16 protein-coding genes and 1 pseudogene are annotated in these 16,583 nt (G+C 72.2%); 7 read left to right on the plus strand and 10 right to left on the minus strand.

From position 1 onward, the window contains the following. Positions 1–67 precede the first annotated feature (67 nt). Positions 68–1,387: a cytochrome P450 gene (locus ACIBQZ_RS26520; protein ID WP_396091487.1), complete on the plus strand. Its 1,320-nt coding sequence runs from the start codon at positions 68–70 to the stop codon at positions 1,385–1,387. Positions 1,388–1,583: 196 nt separating this feature from the next. On the opposite strand, the pseudogene ACIBQZ_RS26525 reads toward ACIBQZ_RS26520, so the two are convergent. The 3 genes and pseudogenes from ACIBQZ_RS26525 to ACIBQZ_RS26535 form a co-directional block, all read right to left on the minus strand. Next, positions 1,584–2,009 (minus strand): annotated as a pseudogene (locus ACIBQZ_RS26525) (peroxiredoxin family protein); the annotation flags it as partial. A gap of 117 nt (positions 2,010–2,126) precedes the next feature. Beyond that, positions 2,127–2,327 (minus strand): DUF2933 domain-containing protein, encoded by a 201-nt coding sequence (locus ACIBQZ_RS26530; protein ID WP_396091488.1) that lies wholly within the window; start codon positions 2,325–2,327, stop codon positions 2,127–2,129. 41 nt (positions 2,328–2,368) lie between these two features. Further along, on the minus strand, positions 2,369–2,611 hold the full coding sequence (locus tag ACIBQZ_RS26535) for a hypothetical protein (RefSeq protein ID WP_396091489.1): 243 nt from the start codon (positions 2,609–2,611) through the stop codon (positions 2,369–2,371). Between the two features lie 232 nt (positions 2,612–2,843). Between ACIBQZ_RS26535 and ACIBQZ_RS26540 the strand changes: the two genes are divergently transcribed. Genes ACIBQZ_RS26540 through ACIBQZ_RS26550 form a run of 3 tightly spaced genes read left to right on the plus strand, consistent with a single transcriptional unit; the run spans position 2,844 to position 5,858 of the window. Further along, positions 2,844–3,968 (plus strand): beta-propeller fold lactonase family protein, encoded by a 1,125-nt coding sequence (locus ACIBQZ_RS26540; RefSeq protein WP_396091490.1) that lies wholly within the window; start codon positions 2,844–2,846, stop codon positions 3,966–3,968. Between the two features lie 46 nt (positions 3,969–4,014). Further along, positions 4,015–4,716 carry a response regulator gene (locus ACIBQZ_RS26545; RefSeq protein WP_396091491.1) on the plus strand — a complete coding sequence of 234 codons (702 nt, stop codon included), beginning with the start codon at positions 4,015–4,017 and terminating at the stop codon, positions 4,714–4,716. Continuing rightward, positions 4,716–5,858, plus strand: coding sequence for a sensor histidine kinase (locus ACIBQZ_RS26550; RefSeq protein ID WP_396091492.1), 1,143 nt, complete (start codon positions 4,716–4,718; stop codon positions 5,856–5,858). The genes ACIBQZ_RS26545 and ACIBQZ_RS26550 overlap by 1 nt, the downstream gene beginning before the upstream one ends. On the opposite strand, the gene ACIBQZ_RS26555 is transcribed toward ACIBQZ_RS26550, so the two are convergent. Next, positions 5,832–7,448 carry a hypothetical protein gene (locus tag ACIBQZ_RS26555; RefSeq protein WP_396091493.1) on the minus strand — a complete coding sequence of 539 codons (1,617 nt, stop codon included), beginning with the start codon at positions 7,446–7,448 and terminating at the stop codon, positions 5,832–5,834. The genes ACIBQZ_RS26550 and ACIBQZ_RS26555 overlap by 27 nt on opposite strands. After that, positions 7,445–8,131, minus strand: coding sequence for an ATP-binding cassette domain-containing protein (locus tag ACIBQZ_RS26560; protein ID WP_396091494.1), 687 nt, complete (start codon positions 8,129–8,131; stop codon positions 7,445–7,447). Before ACIBQZ_RS26560 ends, ACIBQZ_RS26555 begins: the two co-directional genes overlap by 4 nt. 191 nt (positions 8,132–8,322) lie before the next feature. Between ACIBQZ_RS26560 and ACIBQZ_RS26565 the strand changes: the two genes are divergently transcribed. Together ACIBQZ_RS26565 and ACIBQZ_RS26570 are read left to right on the plus strand one after the other, a co-directional pair. Beyond that, positions 8,323–8,526 carry a metal-sensing transcriptional repressor gene (locus ACIBQZ_RS26565; RefSeq protein WP_396091504.1) on the plus strand — a complete coding sequence of 68 codons (204 nt, stop codon included), beginning with the start codon at positions 8,323–8,325 and terminating at the stop codon, positions 8,524–8,526. 116 nt (positions 8,527–8,642) lie between these two features. Next, positions 8,643–10,169 (plus strand): multicopper oxidase family protein, encoded by a 1,527-nt coding sequence (locus tag ACIBQZ_RS26570; protein WP_396091495.1) that lies wholly within the window; start codon positions 8,643–8,645, stop codon positions 10,167–10,169. 204 nt (positions 10,170–10,373) lie between these two features. On the opposite strand, the gene ACIBQZ_RS26575 is transcribed toward ACIBQZ_RS26570, so the two are convergent. The 3 genes from ACIBQZ_RS26575 to ACIBQZ_RS26585 all read right to left on the minus strand — a co-directional run bounded on the left by ACIBQZ_RS26575 (position 10,374) and on the right by ACIBQZ_RS26585 (position 12,827). After that, positions 10,374–10,595, minus strand: coding sequence for a Rieske (2Fe-2S) protein (locus ACIBQZ_RS26575; RefSeq protein ID WP_396091496.1), 222 nt, complete (start codon positions 10,593–10,595; stop codon positions 10,374–10,376). Between the two features lie 422 nt (positions 10,596–11,017). Next, positions 11,018–11,680 carry a response regulator gene (locus tag ACIBQZ_RS26580; protein ID WP_396091497.1) on the minus strand — a complete coding sequence of 221 codons (663 nt, stop codon included), beginning with the start codon at positions 11,678–11,680 and terminating at the stop codon, positions 11,018–11,020. Next, on the minus strand, positions 11,655–12,827 hold the full coding sequence (locus tag ACIBQZ_RS26585; RefSeq protein ID WP_396091498.1) for a sensor histidine kinase: 1,173 nt from the start codon (positions 12,825–12,827) through the stop codon (positions 11,655–11,657). Before ACIBQZ_RS26585 ends, ACIBQZ_RS26580 begins: the two co-directional genes overlap by 26 nt. 175 nt (positions 12,828–13,002) lie before the next feature. On the opposite strand from ACIBQZ_RS26585, the gene ACIBQZ_RS26590 reads away from it, so the two are divergent. After that, entirely contained in the window at positions 13,003–15,261 is a 2,259-nt protein-coding gene (locus ACIBQZ_RS26590) for an MMPL family transporter (RefSeq protein ID WP_396091499.1), read from the plus strand. A gap of 167 nt (positions 15,262–15,428) precedes the next feature. Here ACIBQZ_RS26590 and ACIBQZ_RS26595 read toward each other — a convergent pair whose 3' ends face one another. Then, the gene (locus tag ACIBQZ_RS26595; protein ID WP_396091505.1) at positions 15,429–16,388 is read right to left on the minus strand and encodes a carbohydrate kinase family protein; all 960 of its coding nucleotides are present in this window, start codon (positions 16,386–16,388) and stop codon (positions 15,429–15,431) included. A 50-nt stretch (positions 16,389–16,438) separates the two neighbouring features. Continuing rightward, a partial coding sequence (locus tag ACIBQZ_RS26600) for a methionine adenosyltransferase domain-containing protein (RefSeq protein WP_396091506.1) occupies positions 16,439–16,583 on the minus strand: 145 nt, incomplete at its 5' end.

Below are 16,583 nucleotides of genomic sequence, written 5' to 3' on the forward strand. Positions count from 1 at the left end.
GCCTTGCGCGGCCCGGTACGCGCACGTACCGTGGCCTGGTACGTGAGCGTACCAACGGAGGTGTGCGATGCCGGCGGCAACTCTGCCCCCTGCCGTCCTGCCGGACGGCCCCACCAGCCCGCGCCTGGTCCAGGCCCTGAGCTTCGCGATCGCGCGCCGCCGCACCATGGAACGCCTGCGCGCGCGGTACGGCTCGGCGTTCACCGTCGAGTCGCTGTCCATGGGCCGGATGGTGATGCTCGCCGACCCGGCCGAGGTGCGCGAGCTGTTCCAGACCGCACCCGAGGACGCGGACACCCCCGACGCCAATCTCGGCGCTGTCCTGGGACCGGGATCGTTCTTCGCCATCCGCGGCGAGGAGCACCGGCGGCAGCGCAAACTGCTCACCCCGCCGTTCCACGGGCGCCGGCTGCGCGCGTACGAATCGCTCATCGAACACCAGACGAGGCGCGAGACGGCCTCCTGGCCGCAGGGCCGGCCCTTCCCGGTCATGCCGTCGACCATGCGCATCACGCTCAACGTGATCCTCGGCGCGGTCTTCGGCGCCGAGGGTGCCGAGCTCGACGAACTGCGCACCCTGCTGCCGCCGATGGTCACGCTCGGCTCGGTGCTCGCCGTGCTGCCCACGGTCCGGCGCGACCTGGGCGGCTACGGGCCCGGCGCGCGCTTCCGGCGCTACCGGCGACGGTACGACGCCGTCATCAACCGGCTCATCGACCGGGCGACCGGCGACCCCGGCCTCGGCGACCGCGACGACGTGCTCGCCATGCTCGTACAGGCCCGCTACGACGACGGCTCGGCCATGAGCCGCAGCGAGATCGCCGACCAGCTGCTGACCCTGCTCGCGGCCGGGCACGAGACCACGGCCACCACGCTGGCCTGGGCCGTCGAGCGGCTGCGCCGCCACCCCGATCTGCTGCGCCGGCTCACCGACGAGGCCGACGCCGGCGGCGGGTTGCTGCGTGCGGCGACCCTCATCGAGGTGCAGCGGGTGCGGCCGGTCATCGAGATGACCTCACGACAGGTACGCGCCGAGACACTGCGGATCGGCCGCTGGACGCTGCCCCGCGCCACCGTTGTCACCGCGTGCATCGCGCTGCTGCACGACGACGAGAACCTGTTCCCCGACCCCGCCGTCTTCGACCCGGACCGCTTCGTCGGCGCGCGCGCCGACACGTACGGCTGGATCCCGTTCGGCGGCGGCGTCCGGCGCTGCATCGGCGCCGCCTTCGCCACGCTGGAGATGGACGTCGTCCTGCGCACCCTGCTGCGCGATTTCTCCCTCGAACCGACGACCGCCGCGCCGGAACGCTCGCACAGCCGCGGCGTCGCCGTGGCCCCGGCCAAGGGCGGCCTTGCGGTCGTACACCGCCGAGCAGGCCGCTGAAGCCGGCGCCGCCCTTCGCCACGGACCCATCCGCAGGCTGTTGGTGTCCCGGTCCCGGATCAGATACCGGAACCGGTGCGCCTGCTCGCCCAGGTCCATCAGCAGGTTCCGGGCCCGCTGCGCCACCCACCCTCCGGTGGGATGCACGGTGATCTCCCCCCAGATCAGCAGAACCTTCATCATCTATCTGTCGTGGTCACGGCAGGTACTGGCGGATCTGGTCGAGCAGGTCGGCCGAGGACAGGTACATCGACGGGTACTCGCCGTACCAGCGCTGGGTGCCCTGGGCGTCGATGAGCACGAAGCTGTGCCCGGGCAGTCCTTGGTGCATGCCCTTGCCGAGGGTGCCGTAGGCGGCCGAGACGGTGCCGTCGTCGAGCAGGAACGGGGTCTTCACCCCGTTGGCGGCCATGTCGGCCTTGATCTGTTCGGCGGTGTTCATCACGATCGGTAGCACGGTGATGTTCGCGGCGGTGAATGCGGCGGCTTTGCGCTCGATGTCGGCCATTTGCAGTATGCAGGACTGGCAGCCGGCGCCTTCGTTGAAGTACAGCACCACGTTGCGGCCACGCAGGTCGGCGAGCTTGACGGTGGCGCCGCTGGTGTCGGTGAGGGTGAAGTCCCGGGCAGGCCGGGCGGTGGTGTCCGAGGTTTCCGGGCTTGCCGGCCCGGATGAGAGTTGGGGGTCGTGGTGCGCTGAAGGTTCGGCGAAGCCAGTCGGCGCTCAGGCGGGGTGCGCCTACCGTTGCGGGGCGGCATCGTCGTGGTCATGGGTGGTATTGCGGCGGTCGGCGTCGTGCCCGCTCATACCGCGCATCATGAAGACCATCATCAGCGGGCATGCCAGCAGCAGCAGGAACGGCAGCACCGCTTGCAGCGAGCTGCCGGCCGCCAGGAGGCCGACGATCAGTGCGCCTGCCGCGACGACGAGGTACTTCATGTGTTGGCCGTGCATGACATCCTCCCGATGATCGGCCGGGTTCAGCGCGGGCGGGATTCGACGAGCGGCGGCTCGACGTCCTCGCGCTCGCGCCGGCGCGGCGGTGTCGGCGCGGTGGCCTGCTTCCGGTCCGGGAACAGACGGGTGATGCCCCACACCACCGCGGCGATCAGGGCAGTCCAGACCAGCAGCATGACCAGCCATCCGGCCAACCCCATGGCGCCGCAGAAGCTCGGAACCATCTCGCCCTCCCGGGTCGGAACACATTCGCTGTACACGGTCAACGGTGATCCGCCGGGGTGATGAACCCACCGGTGAAGTGGTGAAGGTTCGCTGAAGGCCGTGGTTCGGCGGCGGCCGCGGTCAACCTGCGGCTGTCGACGTGGTTGCTCTCGGACGCGCGGGTGGCCGGCGCCTTCATGGAACGTTCATGGTTTGCCCGCCGCTTTCTTCGGGTCCGGTGGTGACCGTGGACCGGTACCGGCGATCCGCGCCGGCTTTGCGGGAGGAGACGGCATGAGAGTGCGGGGAACGCGCGGGGTCATGACCGCCGGTGTTGTGGCCCTGGTCGCCCTGGCAGCAGGATGCGCGTCGACGGCCGATGCCACGGCCAGCCCTGACTTTCCCGTGTCGAGCCCGCCGGCCGAGGGGATCACGGGCACGGTGTGGGTCGCCAACGAGGGCGGGCACAGCCTGTCGGTCATCAACGCCGCCACCAACGCCGTGGTCACCACCGTCGAGGGCATCGAAGGCCCGCACAACGTGCAGGTCGCCCCGGACGGCACCAGGGTGTACGCGGTCAGCGGACACACCAGCACGGTGGCCGCCCTGGACGCCGCCACCTACCGCCTCGCCGCCGCCGCCACCACCGCTGCCGGCCCGTCGCACGTGGTGCTGACCCCGGACGGGCAGAAGGCCTACGTGACCAATTACGACGCCGGCACCGTGTCGGTCTACCGTGCCGACCTGACCCCGGCCGGCAGCATCAGCCTCGGCGGCGGCCCCCACGGGCTGCGCCCGAGCCCGGACGGCGCCACCCTGGTGGTGGCCAACCTCAAGGCCGGCACAGTCGACCTGATCGACGCCCGCACCGACACCAGGACCGCCACCGTGCCGGTAGGCGGGCCCGTCGTCCAGGTGGCCGTCTCCCCGGACAACCGGTACGCGTACGCCAGCATCACGCAGCCCTCGAGCGTCGTCAAAATCGACCTGCGGACCCGCAGGGTCGCCGGGCGGACCGAGGTGCCGGCCGCACCGGCACAGATCTACCTCACCCCGGACGCGGCCACCCTCCTCTCGGCCGACCAGGGCAGCACGGACAAACCCGGAACCGCCCTGTCGGTGATCAACACCGCCACGATGACCACGGCCGGCAGCATCGCCACCGGGTCCGGCCCACACGGCGTGGTCATCGATCCCACCGGCCGACGCGCGTGGGTCACCAACGTCTACGACTCCACCGTCTCCGTCATCGACCTCCCCAAGCGCACCACGGTCGCCACCATCAAGGTGGGCAAGCAGCCGAACGGCATCAGCTACACGCCCCGGCCTCCGGCACCGGCCGCCGCCCGTATGTCGGTGATCCTTCCCACCCCATCGGCTGCCTCCTCCCGGCACGGAGACCACGGGGGACATGGATAGAGCAACGTCCGCTGGTTTCCCCGCAACGCCCGGCAGGATGGACGCCATGAGTACCCGTGTGCTGGTCGTCGACGACGAACAGAGCCTGGCCAAGGTGGTCGCCAGTTATCTCGAACACGACGGCCACGACGTCGCCTGCGCGTTCGACGGTCCTTCAGCGGTGGAGGCCGCCCGCGAGCAAAGGCCGGACGTGGTGGTGCTCGACCTCGGTCTGCCCGGCCTGGACGGCATCGAGGTGTGCCGGCAGCTGCGCACCTTCACCGACTGCTACATCGTGATGCTCACCGCCCGCGCCGACGAGGTCGACAAGCTCATCGGCCTCGGGGTCGGCGCCGACGACTACCTCACCAAACCGTTCAGCCCGCGAGAGCTGGTCGCCCGGGTACGGGTGATGCTGCGCCGCCCCCGCAGCGGGGGCGGCGGAGCCCTCGCTGCGGGTGAAGAGCCGGCCCGCACCTTCGGCGCGCTGTCCATCGACGTCAGTGCCCGCGAGGTCTCCGTCGACGGCGGGCCGGTCGAGGTCACCCGCACCGAGTTCGACCTGCTCGCCGCCCTGTCCGCCCGGCCGCGGATGGCGTTCTCCCGTCGGCAGCTCATCGACGCCGTCTGGGGAGACGGATGGGTCGGCGACGAGCACCTGGTCGACGTGCACATCGGGCACCTGCGCCGCAAACTCGGCGACGACCCCGCCGCACCCCGCTACATCCGCACCGTCCGCGGCGTCGGCTACCGGATGGGCGAACGCTGATGGCCCGGCTGGTGCCTCCGCCGAGGTTGGGCCTGGCCGGCCGGCTGTTCGCCGCCCAGACACTGGTCGTGCTCGCCGGGTCCGTCACGCTCGGTCTGGTCACCGCCGCGGTCGGCCCGGCCATCTTCCACGACCACCTGCGCCAGATCGCCGGCCACGTCGAGGAGGACACGGCCCGCCACGTCGAGGAGGCGTACGCCTCGGCCAGCGCGGTGTCGCTGACGGTGGCGTTGGTCGCCGCGCTGGCCGCCGCCCTGGCGGTCAGCGCCTACGTGGCCCGCCGGGTGGCGCATCCGGTCGGTCAACTCGCTGCCGCGGCCACCGACATCGCCGACGGCAACTACGACACCCGGGTGGCAGCGCCCGGCCTCGGCGCCGACTTCGACACCGTGGTCGCCGCGTTCAACGCGATGGCCGGCCGGCTGGCGCAGGTCGAGGCGACCCGGCGGCGGCTGCTGGCCGATGTGGGCCACGAGCTGCGTACCCCGGTGGCGACGATCGAGGCGTACGTCGACGCCGCCGAGGACGGCGTGCTCGTGCCCGATGAGGACACCTGGGCGGTGCTGCGCACCCAGACCGGGCGGCTGCGCCGGCTCGCCGAGGACATCGCCGCGGTGTCCCGGGCCGAGGAACACCAGCTCGATCTGCATCCCCGCCGCGTCGCCGTGGCCGACCTGGTCGGGGCCGCCGTGGCGGCGGCCCGCCCGCGCTGCACGGACAAGGGCGTCACGCTGGCCACGACCGTCGGGGCCGACCTTCCCGAGCTGCATGCCGATGTCGAACGCCTGGGTCAGGTACTGGGCAATCTGCTCGACAACGCCCTGCGCCACACCCCGGCCGGCGGCACCGTCACCATCATCGCCGACCTTGATCGATCCGGCGTCCGGATCACGGTCGCCGACACCGGCGAGGGCATCGCCGCCGAGCACCTTCCGCACGTCTTCGAGCGCTTCTACCGCGCCGACGCTGCCCGCGACCGCAACCGTGGTGGCTCCGGTATCGGGCTGGCGATCGTGCGTGCCATCATCACCGAACACGGCGGGCAGGTCACCGCCCACAGCGGTGGTCCTGGCACCGGAGCCGCCTTCGCGGTCACCCTGCCCGCCGCGGGGCCATCAACGAGGGCCGGGCCGGCTGTTTGAAGCTGCATCGTGGCGACGGGCGGGCAATCGGTGGTGCCGGCGGCCGGGAGCCGCCCCGGGCGCCGCGACGCCGGTCATCGCGGTTCGCCGGCGACGCTGGTGCACCGGCCGGATCGTGCGCCGGTACGCCGGCGCGACGATCAGCGCCAGGCCGACCAACCAGGCCGACCCGAGCAGCAGTGGCCGGGTCTCGTCGAAGCCGCTGGTGAGCGCTCCGTCGAGCAGGATGCGCGAGCCGCCGTAGCCGGGCAGCAGGCGCGACCAGCTGGTCGGTTCGGGGTGCAGCATGGGGCTCTGCACGATGCCGATGTCCAGGAACGGCAGCAGGAACGCGATGAACACCCCGCCGACCCGGCCGAACATCGGGGCCAGCAGAGCGCCGATGAGGGCGTAGGTGAACGCGATCAGCACGTTCGCGGCGGCGTAGGTCGGCCATCGGGTGGCGTCGAAGACCAGGGCGGTAGCGGTGAGCGAGACCGCGGTCGCGGCGAGCGCCGCGCCGGACAGCACGCCGAGGCGGGCGCAGAGCAGCGCGGCCGGGCGCAGGCCGGCCAGGGCGGCGCGGCGGTCGCCGTCGCGGCTGTCCAGCATGGTGAACAGGCCGACCAGGGCGGCGAGCGCGCCGATCGCGATCGGAGCCATGGTGGCACCGTGCACCTGCGGCATCGCGAAGGTCTGCGCGATGTGGCGCCCGTGTTCGGTGAGGGTCAGAGTGATGGGCTCGTCGGGGGTGACGGCGTCGGCGGTGATGATGAAGACCACGGGTACGACGACGAACAGGGCCCAGAGGGTGGGGTTGCGTCGGGCGTCGCGCCAGGCGGCGTGCAGCGCGGCGCCGAGTTGGCGGGCGGCACTGCCGGCCCGGGTGCGGTGCAGACGGGTACCGGCGGTGCGGCTGCGGGTGGCGGCGAGCACCCACGCGGCGGCGACAGCCGCGGCGGTCCAGGTCAGCGCCCAGCCCAGGTCTCCGAGGCGGCCGGGATGCCCGGAGGGCAGTTCGACCATCCAGAGGGTGACGAAGTGGGTCGGCAGGCCCCGGGTGGCCAGCCAGTCACGGGCGCCCATGGCAGGGCCGAAGAACACGTCCAGGATCCACACGAACAGCACGATCACGGTGCCGTTGACCGGGTTGGCGACGGTCGTGCCGACGATGGCGCCGATGGCCAGGTAGATGATCGCGAACATGACGGTGCCGGTGATCGCCCGGATCGGCGTGCCGATGCCGGTGCGGGCGGCGAGGGCGACCAGGGCGACGGCGGACGCGAACAGCGCCAGGATCACCCCGGTGGCCAGGCGGGCGGCGACCAGGCGAGCCGCGGGCAGTCCGGCGATGACAACGCGGCGGTCGGTGTCGCGGGTGGCGGATGTCTGGAAGTACATGGCGATGCCGGCCAGGAACCCTGCCGCCCAGCCGGCGGCGGCGGTGTGCACCGCGGCGCCGCCGGGGCCGCCGAGCAGCTTGGCCGCGTCGGCCATCGCGCCGGCCACGACGACCACGAACACCACCGGTACGACGGCCAGCAGCAACAGGTTGACCCGGTTGCGGGCGTAGTCGGCCAGGAAGCGGCGCACGAACACGACGGTGGTCATCGCGGCACCGCCTTACCGTCACGGACCTCGACGATGCGGTCGAAGCGATCCTCGTCCACGACGAAGTGGCTGACGATCAGCACGCTGCGCCCGGCGTCCCGGTGCCGGGCGACCAGGCCCCAGAACTTCTGGTAGGTGTCCCAGTCGAACCCGGCGTAGGGCTCGTCGAGCAGCAGCACGTCCGGGTCGGCGAGCAGGGCCAGGCTCAGGTTGAGCTTGGCCAGAGTGCCGCCGGAGAGCTGATCGGCGCGCACGTGCGCGTACCGGGCGAAGCCGAGCTGTTCATAGAGCGCGCGCCGGGACCGGTCTGCGGCGGCGGCGGTCATGCCGTAGGCGTGCGCGAACAGGTCGAAGTGTTCGTCACAGGTCAGCCGGGCGTAGACCAGCGGTTCCTGCGGGCAGTAGCCGAGCCGCCCGGCGCGCTCGACGGTGCCGTCGTCGGCGGCCAGCGCGCCGACCAGGATCTTCATCAGGGTGGACTTACCGGAGCCGTTCTCGCCGACCAGTCCGACCACTTCACCGGCCCGTACGGTCAGGTCGGCGCCGCGCAGTACCGGGCGCCGCCGGCGCACCGGCCAGCCGCCCCGGTAGGACTTGGTGATGCCGTGCGCCGCGAGAACCGTCGCGGCGTGTTCGCCGGCCGGAGTGGAATCCGGCGGGGTGGTGGCGACCTTGGTGTTCATGTCCGCCTCCCGGGCGTGACGCCGAAGCCTTCACCGACCACCCTGGTCGTGGATACCCCCGGGGGGTAGAGACGGTCGGCCCGAGACGGTGGGTCCCAGGTCACTACCCCACCGGGGTATCACCGCTGACACTGGTGATGCACCCGTCCCGCGGCGGTGCCCACCATGGAGGTGAACGGTCATGACCAGCCCTGTGGCCCCAGCTCAGCGCCGCGAACCGGGCGCTGCAGCAGGTCGCGCTCGGTCTGCTCGACGACCACATGCGGCACTGCGTCCTCGACGCGGCCCGCCAAGTGCCGAATCGGCGCCGCAAGCGCAGTAGCAGCGGGATCGGCCCGCCCGCAGGATTCGAGACCATGGTGGTGACGGCCGGACTCGGTGCTCGCACCCACTGACCGACCGGCAGATGGCTTCATCAAATCTTCAGACAACGTCGCGGGTTTGCGCACACATGCCGCCGAGTCTGGAGTCGAAGACATCTGACGTCCGGCCGCTACCAAGGAGATGTCCCATGTCAGTCGCCCTCACCCGGCGCGGACTGCTGGCCGGCATCGCCGGCGCAGCGGGCATAGCCGCGACCGCCGGAGCAGCCGCGTGGGCCGGCGGCCTGTTGCGCTTTGACCCCGCCCTGGTGGCCCCGGACTCGACGCTGGTGGCACGCGTCGAGGCCGCCCGCCGCCGGACCGGCAGCGCCACCGTCTTGGCCACGCTCACCCCGCGGCCGGTCACGCTCGATCTGGGCGGCCCCACCGTGCAGACCTGGGGCTACGCCGACACGGCGCCAGGTCCGCTGATCCGGGCCCGGGCCGGCGACCTCATCCGCGCCGAAGTGGTCAACCACCTGCCCACCGCCACCAGCGTGCACTGGCACGGCATCGCGCTGCGCAACGACATGGACGGCGTCCCCGGCCTCACCCAACGGCCCATCGCGCCGGGCGCGCGGCACACCTACGAGTTCACCGCCCCCGACCCCGGCACCTACTTCTACCACCCGCACTCCGGCGTGCAACTCGATCGCGCCCTGTACGGCGTCCTGGTCGTCGACGACCCGGCCGAGCCCGGCGGTTATGACAACGAGTGGATCGTGGTGCTCGACGACTGGGTCGACGGCACCGGCCGCACGCCCGATCAGGTCCTCGCCTCCCTGCAGACCATGGGCGGCATGGACATGGGCGGCATGGACATGGGCGGGATGCACATGGGTGGCGGCATGGCGATGGGCGGGATGGAAACGATGACCTCGCCGCTGCTGGGCGGGGCCGGCGATGTCGTCTACCCGCACTATCTGATCAACGGCCGGGTGCCGGCCGCGCCGGCGGTGCTGACCGCGAAACCCCGTCAACGGCTACGCATCCGCATCGTCAACGCCGCCTCCGACACCGCCTTCCGCATCGCGCTCGGCGGACACCGGCTCACGGTCACCCACACCGACGGCTTCCCGGTCACCCCGGTCGTCACCGATGCGCTACTGCTGGGCATGGGCGAGCGCTGCGACGTCACCGTGGAACTCTCCGACGGCGTGTTCCCGCTGGTCGCCGCGGCCGAAGGCAAGGCCGGGCAGGCCCTCGCCATCGTGCGGACCGGCTCCGGGACACGGCCCGCCCCGACCGTCCGGCCGACCGAGCTGGACCGCCAGGTGCTGCTCACCGGCACGCTGCGCGCCACTGACGCCGTACGGCTGGCCGAGCGGGATCCCGACCGCGTCCACCGGCTTGTTCTCGGCGGAGCGATGATGCCGTACCGGTGGACCATCAACGGCGCCACCTTCGCCCACTCCGCGCCCACGCTCGTACGGCACGGAGAACGAATCCGCCTGCAATTGGTCAACCGCACCAGCATGTTCCATCCCATGCACCTGCATGGACACACCTTTGCCGTCGCGGGCACCGGCGTCCGCAAGGACACCGTGATCGTGCTGCCGAACCAGAGCGTCGCCGTCGACCTGGACGCCACCAACCCCGGCCGGTGGATGATCCATTGCCACAACATCTACCACGCCGAGACCGGCATGATGACCACCCTGGCCTACCAGCAATAGCCGAGGGTGCGCCCTTGCCCCGGGTCATGACGTGGTGCTGCCGGCCCGCGGCGTGGAACCCGATGAGGTCGACTGCGCAGACCTACCCAAGACAAACAGAATGCTCCGTGCGCCGGCGCGCGTGAGCCTGGACGGTGCGGTCGCCGTGCAGCGCCCGCCCGAGGGCCGAGGTCGCGCGACGACGTCACCCGGGCTGTGAGCAGGTCAGGGGATGACGATGGTGTCGCCCTGCACCGAGACCGAGATCCTGGTGAGTCGGCTGGTCGCCGGGCCGCTGACCCGGGCGCCGTCGGTCTCCCGGAACCGCGAGTTGTGGGCCGCGCAGGTGATGACACCGGCGCGTGGCGGGCTGACCGTCGCTCCGCGGTGGGGACACGTGGCGTCGAACGCCCGGAACTTGCCCGGCTCGGGCTGAGTGATGAGCACTCCGTCCACCACGATGCCGCCACCGAGGGGGACTTTCGCCGTGGTCGTCAGTTCGAGAGGATCCGCAGCGCCGGCCGGCGGAGAGCCGGGCGCGCTGTGCGGTGCTGGTGCCGGTGGCTCGCTTGCACACCCGTCGAGGGCGAGCGGCAGGGCAAGAGCTGCGGCGGCACCCAGGACTGCACGGCGTGCCACGCAGGGGTCAGGGATCGCCGCAGAGGCGCCTTCGGGAGTCACGGCGAAGCCTCCGTCGAGGTCGGGCGTACCGCCGATGCGGTCTGAACGGCAGACGGTAGCGACGCCGATCAAGCACGGCGAGCCTGTGCTACGACCCGCCCCGAACACCCGACGGCGATGTCTCCCGTCTTGATGTTGATCGCACTCGTCCAGGTCCGCATCAAGACGGCACTTGACGGTCGCCGGGCTCAGGGGCTCGGGATGATCCGGCGGGTCTCGTAGGCCCACATCGCGATCTCCACGCGGTTGCGGGCGCCGAGCTTGGCCATCAGGCTCGCCAGGTGCGTCTTCACGGTGCTCAGGCTGATGTACAGCGCATCGGCGATCTCGACGTTGGTCAGGCCCTGGGCGACGGCCAGCAGCACCTCCTCCTCGCGGGTGGTGACCGGGGAGATCGGCTGCGCGGCGGGCCGCCCGGTCGGTACCTCCGCGAACGCCCGCAGCAGGCGCACTGTGACGCTCGGCGCGATGAGCGCCTCGCCGTCGGCGGCAGAGCGTACGGCCTGCACCAGCAACTCGGGCCCCGCGTCCTTGAGCAGGAACCCGCGTGCTCCCGCGCGCAGGGCGCCGTAGACGTACTCGTCCAGGTCGAAGGTGGTGATCACGACCACGGCCAGCGGAGCGGCGACGCCCGGGCCGGCGATCAGCCGGGTGGCCTGCAGCCCGTCGAGCTCGGGCATCCGGATGTCGAAAAGGCAGACGTCGGGTCGCAGGTCCCGGGCCAGCCGGACCGCCTCGCGCCCGTCGGCCGCCTCGCCCACCACGTCGATGTCGGGCTGGGCGTTCAGCATGATGCGCAGCCCGGTACGGATGACCGGCTGGTCGTCAGCGACGAGCACGCGGATGGACACCGTTGTTCGCCCTCCCCCGCGGCAGCTCTGCCTCGACATGCCAGCCCCGGTCGGTTCCCGGCCCGGCGCTCAGCTCCCCGCCGAGCAGGGCAGCGCGCTCTCGCAGCCCGGCAAGACCGTACCCGTCGCGACCGCGGCCGGCTCGCGCGCCGTCGTCGCGCACCCTCACCCGTACCCTCTGCGGTTCTCCGGTGACCCGGACCATGACCTCGGTCGCGTCCACCGCATGGCGCATGGCGTTGGTCACCGACTCCTGCACGATGCGGTAGACCGCCGCGTCCACGGCCGGGGGCAGCCCGTCCAGGTCGCCGTCGAGCCCCAGGTCCACCCGGAGCCGGATACCCGGGGCGCGCAGCAGGCGTTCCAGATCGGCGACACCGGCTGCCGGCGCCAGCTCAGCGCCGGCGCCGCCGTCGCGCAAGGTCGCGACCATGACGCGCATTTCCTCCAGCGTGCGCGCGCCCTCCTCCTCGACCCCCTCCAGCGCCTCGACAGCGGCGGCCGGGTCAGCGCCGGCGACCACCCGGCCGGCCTGGGCGCGGATCACCATGGCCGAGACGTGGTGGGCCACCGTGTCGTGCAGTTCCCGGGCGAGCCGCTCCCGCTCATGGGAGCGCACCCGCTCCAGCTGCCGCTCCTGAGCGGTTTGCCAGAACCGTACGGATGCCCCGATCACCGCGGGCATGAGCAGGAATACCAGGCCCCCGATCTCCTCGCCGACCGGCGTGTCGTCCGTCGCGGCCGACACCGCGAAGCCCGCGAGGATCACCACGCCGCCCAGCACGACCTCCCGGCCCGATCCCCACCGGGGCAACGCATACACCAGGACGAGCACCACCATGCCGGAGTACAGGCCCACCGGCTCCGGCGGGCCGGCCACCACCGTGGCCACCTGAAGCAGGATTATCGCGCCGAACGCCAGAGTGATCATGGCCAGCGGGCGGGTCCGGCGCCACAGGGGCAGGACGGCCAGCCAGACGCCCAGCACCACCGCCACCGGCCGCCACACGACGTCGTCCCGCAGCGTGGCTTCCAGCACCACACCGCCCAGGGTCACGGCGAGCAGCGCCCAGTCCCGCCACACCCGGCCCGGGGCGTCGGGGGACCGCGGTTCGGTCCACAGGTTTCGCACGTCGTCTCGCAGCACGGTCTCAGCCTAGGGAGCCCACCGCGCCGCGCATCGGCCGAAAGAACGGGGCCGCTCTCCGTCCGGGGACGGGCAGATCCGCGGCTCCCGGGCCGATGCCCGCCGGCGCCGCCGTGACGACCCTGGTCATCGGCGGTCGTGCGAAGGCGGCCGACGAGGTGGTTGGAGGACCCCCATGCTCTCGAAAGCCCTCTTCCGACTGGGTGGCAGCGCCGCCCGCCATCCGTGGCGGGTGATCGGGGCGTGGCTGCTTGCCGCCGCGCTGGCAGTCCTGGCCGCCACCGCCTTCGGCGGCCGGACCGCCGACACGATGTCCGCTCCCGGGCTGGACTCCCAGCGGGCCGCGCAGTTGATCGAGCAGGCCGGCACCGGCCAGGAAGGGATGACCGCCCAGGTGGTCGTCACCCCCGCCGACAGCCGGGCGACGTTCTTCGAACCCGGCCCGGCGCGTACCGCGCTGACGCGGCTACAGGCCGAGGTGAGGCAACTCCCGCACGTGCTCGGCACCAGCGACCCGGTCGAGGCGCTCGGCCGGGGTGCGGACGCCGCCGTCAGCGCCGGCCTGGTATCGGCCGACGGACGGATCGCCGTCGTCCGCGTGCAGTACCCCGACCAGAGCCGGCTGTCGGCCGACGACCTCGACGCCCTCGTCGCCCTCGGGGACCGGCTGCGCAGCGAGATGCCGCTGCGCATCGAGATGGGCGGGGACCTGTTCTTCGCCTTCTCCGACACCGGCGGCGGCACCGGCGAGCTGATCGGCCTCCTCGCCGCGACCGCGATCCTGTTCCTGGCGTTCGGCTCGCTCACCGCCGCCGCGCTGCCGATCGGCATGGCGGTCTTCGGCCTCACCGTCGGCGTAGCCACGATGACCGTGCTCGCGCGGGTGACCGAGATCCCGACATTCGCCCCGGTGCTCGGCAGCATGGTCGGGCTGGGAGTCGGCATCGACTACGCGCTGTTCGTGCTCGTCCGGCACCGCGAGTACCTCGAGCTCGGGTTCGAGCCGCACGAGGCGGCCGGGCGAGCGGTGGCCACGGCCGGGCGACCCGTCGTCTTCGCCGGCGGCACCGTCGTCGTGTCGATCCTCGGCCTGGCGGTCTCGAACGTACCGTTCATGACGATGGGCGGGCTCGCGGTCTCCCTCGTCGTGTTGATCATGGTGGTCGCGTCGGTGACGCTGCTGCCGGCCTTCCTCGGCGCCGCCGGCCCACGCCTGGCCCGGGTCGGGACGCTGGGTCGGCTGCTCGGCCGGGGCCGGCTCGGGCGGCGGCGGGTCGCGGCGGCGGGCGGCGCACCCGCGCCCGGCTGGCGGCGCTGGATCGGGCACGTCAACCGGCATCCGGTGCCGTACGCGGTCGGCGCTGCCGGGCTGCTGCTGGCCGCGACGCTGCCCGTCCTCGGCCTGCGCGTCGGGCTGCCCGACGACGGCTCGCTTCCGGAAAGCCGCACCGAGCGCCGAGCGTACGACCTCGTCGCCGACGGGTTCGGCCCGGGCACCAACGGCCCCCTCATCATCGCTGTCGACCTCGCGGGCGATCCAGGATCGGCGGACCGGGTCGCCGGAGCGGTCGCCGCCGACCCGGGCGTCGCCTCGGTCGGGCCGGCGCGAGTCGATCAGGCCACGGGTATCGCCACCCTCGTGGTGTTCCCCACCACCGGACCGCAGGAGCGGGCCACGGCCGATACCGTCGCCCGGCTGCGCGCCGAGGTGCTCCCCGCCGCGGTCGGGCCGGGCCCGTCGAAGGCCCACGTCGGCGGTGCGGCGGCCAGCCTGTCAGATGTGGGTCGCCGCACCAGCGAACGCCTACCGATCTTGATAGCCGCCGTGCTGGCGTTGTCGTTCGTGCTGCTGATGCTGGCCTTCCGGTCGGTGCTCGTACCGCTGAAGGCGGTGCTGCTGAACCTGCTGAGCATCGGCGCGGCCTACGGCGTCATGGTCGCGGTGTTCCAATGGGGCTGGGGTGGTGCGCTGATCGGGCTGGAGGCGACGGTGCCGATCGTGTCGTTCATCCCGATGTTCCTGTTCGCGATCCTGTTCGGCCTGTCCATGGACTACGAGGTGTTCCTGCTGTCCCGCGTGCGGGAGGAGTACCTGCGAACCGGCGACAACAACAAGGCGATCGTGCAGGGCATCTCGGGCACCGCCCGGACCATCACCTCGGCCGCCCTCATCATGGTGGCGGTGTTCCTGTCCTTCGCCATCGCCGACGACCCGTCGACCAAGATGTTCGGGCTCGGCCTCGCCACCGCGATCTTCATCGACGCCACGGTGGTGCGGATGGTCCTGGTGCCGGCGACCATGACGCTGCTGGGCCGGGCCAACTGGTGGTTGCCGGGATGGCTGGACCGGGTGCTACCCGGACGCCCGACCGGCACCGACGGCACGGGGGACGACACGCACGCCGATCCGCGGGTGCTCGCCCGGGTCCACTGACGAATCTTTCGCCCGCGAGGCGCCGCCGCCGGCCCGGCGGCGGCGCCACCGGTGTGGTCAGCCCTGACCCGGCCCGGCGGCTTGCGAACGGATGTCAGGACCTGCGATGTGGCAGCGCGATGCCCGGCTCCGGCGCCGGGGATGACGTGGCGCATCCGGCCCTGCTGTCACGCCGGAGATCCGGTCACGACCACGGCCGGCTGCAGGGCTTCCCGGACCGCCGCCGCCGTCTCCCCGCCGTAGTTCGCCTCCAGATCGGCGAGCAGGTCCGGGTGCCGAACTTCGTACCCCTGGCCGCCCGCCTGCTGGATCGCGTATCCGGCGAGCTGGCAGCCGACCGCCGCGGCCGTCTCGTCGGACAGACCGCGCGCCACCGCCGCGATGAAACCGGCCCGGAAGGCGTCCCCGCCGCCGGTGGGATCGACCACGGTCGCCAGCGGCACCGCCGGCACGTCGGCGGCCCGGTCGGCGGTACGGACCCGGACCCCAGCGGCGCCGCACGTGGTCACCACGACCCCCACCATGGCGCGTACGTGCGCGTCCGAGGCGCCGAGCTTGCTGCACAGCAGGCCGTACTCGTACTCGTTGGTCAGCAGGTAGCGCGCGCCGGTGATGAACTCGGCGATGTCGGCCGCGGACATCCGGGCCAGCTGCTGAGACGGGTCGGCGGCGAACGCCCAGCCCGCATGCCGGCAGGCGGCGGCGTGGCGCAGCATCGCACCGGGCACGTCGGGCGCGATCACCACCAGGTCGGGGATCTCACCGGCCGCCGGAACCGCGGCGAGGTCGATGTCCACCGCCTCGGTCATGGCGCCGGCGTAGAAGGTGGCGATCTGACACAGGTCCTGGTCGGTGGTGCAGATGAACCGGGCGGTCTGCGCCTGCTCGCTGACCAGGACCGACGAGCAGTCGACGTCGTGCCGTTCCAGCCAGGACCGGTAGTCGGCGAAGTCCGCGCCGACGGCTCCCACGAGTGTCGGCCGCAGACCGAGCTGGGCCAGACCGTAGGCGATGTTGGCACCGACCCCCCCGCGCCGGACGATGAGTTCGTCGACGAGGAAGGAGAGGGACACCGTGTGCAGCTGGTCCGCGATGAGCTGGTCGGCGAAGCGACCCGGGAAGCTCATCAGGTGATCGGTGGCGATGGAGCCGGTCACAACGACGCGGGACACGGCGGTCACCCGGCCGCGTTCTTGAGGTCCTGGGCGCGGTCCGTGCTCTCCCACGGCAGGTCCGGCAGTTCCCGGCCGAAGTGGCCGTACGCGGCGGTCTGCTGGTAGATCGGGCGCAGCAGGTCCAGATCACGGATGATCGCGGCCGGA

It is taken from the genome of Actinoplanes sp. NPDC049599 (genome assembly GCF_044465625.1).
In the GTDB taxonomy this organism is placed as follows: Bacteria; Actinomycetota; Actinomycetes; order Mycobacteriales; family Micromonosporaceae; genus Actinoplanes.

Bases quoted from the DNA above. Each gene is read 5' to 3' on its own strand.
- ACIBQZ_RS26520 (WP_396091487.1), top strand. From the start codon at position 68: ATGCCGGCGGCAACTCTGCCCCCTGCCGTCCTGCCGGACGGCCCCACC.
- ACIBQZ_RS26530 (WP_396091488.1), bottom strand. From the start codon at position 2,327: ATGAAGTACCTCGTCGTCGCGGCAGGCGCACTGATCGTCGGCCTCCTG.
- ACIBQZ_RS26540 (WP_396091490.1), top strand. From the start codon at position 2,844: ATGAGAGTGCGGGGAACGCGCGGGGTCATGACCGCCGGTGTTGTGGCC.
- ACIBQZ_RS26545 (WP_396091491.1), top strand. From the start codon at position 4,015: ATGAGTACCCGTGTGCTGGTCGTCGACGACGAACAGAGCCTGGCCAAG.
- ACIBQZ_RS26550 (WP_396091492.1), top strand. From the start codon at position 4,716: ATGGCCCGGCTGGTGCCTCCGCCGAGGTTGGGCCTGGCCGGCCGGCTG.
- ACIBQZ_RS26555 (WP_396091493.1), bottom strand. From the start codon at position 7,448: ATGACCACCGTCGTGTTCGTGCGCCGCTTCCTGGCCGACTACGCCCGC.
- ACIBQZ_RS26560 (WP_396091494.1), bottom strand. From the start codon at position 8,131: ATGAACACCAAGGTCGCCACCACCCCGCCGGATTCCACTCCGGCCGGC.
- ACIBQZ_RS26570 (WP_396091495.1), top strand. From the start codon at position 8,643: ATGTCAGTCGCCCTCACCCGGCGCGGACTGCTGGCCGGCATCGCCGGC.
- ACIBQZ_RS26590 (WP_396091499.1), top strand. From the start codon at position 13,003: ATGCTCTCGAAAGCCCTCTTCCGACTGGGTGGCAGCGCCGCCCGCCAT.
- ACIBQZ_RS26595 (WP_396091505.1), bottom strand. From the start codon at position 16,388: ATGAGCTTCCCGGGTCGCTTCGCCGACCAGCTCATCGCGGACCAGCTG.